The 1353-nt window shown below is 69.8% G+C and carries 1 protein-coding gene; it reads right to left on the reverse strand.

What is annotated here, in order from left to right; all coding sequences use genetic code 11:
- Positions 1–28: 28 nt before the first annotated feature.
- Positions 29–1353 (reverse strand): NADP-dependent isocitrate dehydrogenase (locus tag BIU98_RS13860; RefSeq protein WP_139200738.1); only part of this gene is annotated, 1325 nt, incomplete at its 5' end.

The raw sequence follows: 1353 nt of genomic DNA on the forward strand, positions 1-1353 counted from the left end.
GGCACCGGGCCTCCTGTCCGTGGGGTGGTTACGCCGAGAGCTCGGCGAGCACCGCGTTCAGCGTCGTGGACGGGCGCATGATCGCGCTCGTCTTGGCGTCGTCCGGGTGGTAGTAGCCGCCGATGTCGGCCGGGGCGCCCTGTACCGCGACGAGCTCGTCGACGATGGTCTGCTCCTGGGCGTCGAGCTGCCGGGCGATCTCCGCGAAGGCCGCTGCCAGCTCGGTGTCCTCGGTCTGCGCGGCGAGTTCCTCGGCCCAGTACTTCGCGAGGAAGAAGTGGCTGCCGCGGTTGTCGATCGAGCCGAGCTTGCGACCGGGGGACTTGTCCTGCTCGAGGAAGGTCCCGGTGGCACGGTCGAGGGTCGCGCCGAGGATCTTCGCGCGCTGGTTGCCCGTCACGTCGGCGAGGTGCTCGAGGCTGACGGCCAGCGCCAGGAACTCCCCGAGGCTGTCCCAGCGCAGGTAGTTCTGCTGCACGAGCTGCTGGACGTGCTTCGGCGCGGAACCACCGGCACCCGTCTCGAACAGTCCGCCACCGCCGAGCAGCGGCACGACCGAGAGCATCTTCGCCGAGGTGCCGAGTTCCATGATCGGGAACAGGTCGGTGAGGTAGTCGCGGAGCACGTTGCCGGTGACGGAGATGGTGTCCTCGCCGCGGCGGATGCGCTCGAGCGAGAAGCGCATGGCGTCGACGGGGGAGAGCACCTGGATGTCGAGGCCGTCGGTGTCGTGCTCGCCGAGGTAGCGGTGCACGAGCTCGATGAGGGCGGCGTCGTGCGAGCGGCTGTCGTCGAGCCAGAAGACGGCCGGGGTCTCCGAGGCGCGGGCACGGGTGACGGCGAGCTTGACCCAGTCGCGGATGGCGACGTCCTTGGTCTGGCAGGCACGCCAGATGTCACCCTGGGCGACCTGGTGCTCGATGACGACGTCACCGGCGGCGGTCGTGACGCGCACGGTGCCGTCACCGGGGACCTCGAAGGTCTTGTCGTGGGAGCCGTACTCCTCGGCCTTCTGCGCCATGAGGCCGACGTTCGGCACCGAGCCCATGGTCGACGGGTCGAAGGCGCCGTTGGCCCGGCAGTCCTCGATCACGGTCTGGTAGATGCCGGCGTAGCTGGAGTCCGGGATCACCGCGAGGGTGTCGTGCTCGTCGCCGTCCGGGCCCCACATGTGGCCGGAGGTGCGGATCATGGCGGGCATCGAGGCGTCCACGATGACGTCGCTCGGGACGTGCAGGTTCGTGACGCCCTTGTCCGAGTCCACCATCGCGAGCTCGGGGCCGGCGGCGATGCCGTCGGTGAAGGCCTGCTTGATCTCCGCGCCGTTCGGCAGGGCGTCGAGCCCGGTGAGGA

Source organism: Curtobacterium sp. MMLR14_010, from assembly GCF_001865015.1.
Taxonomy (GTDB): domain Bacteria; phylum Actinomycetota; class Actinomycetes; order Actinomycetales; family Microbacteriaceae; genus Curtobacterium.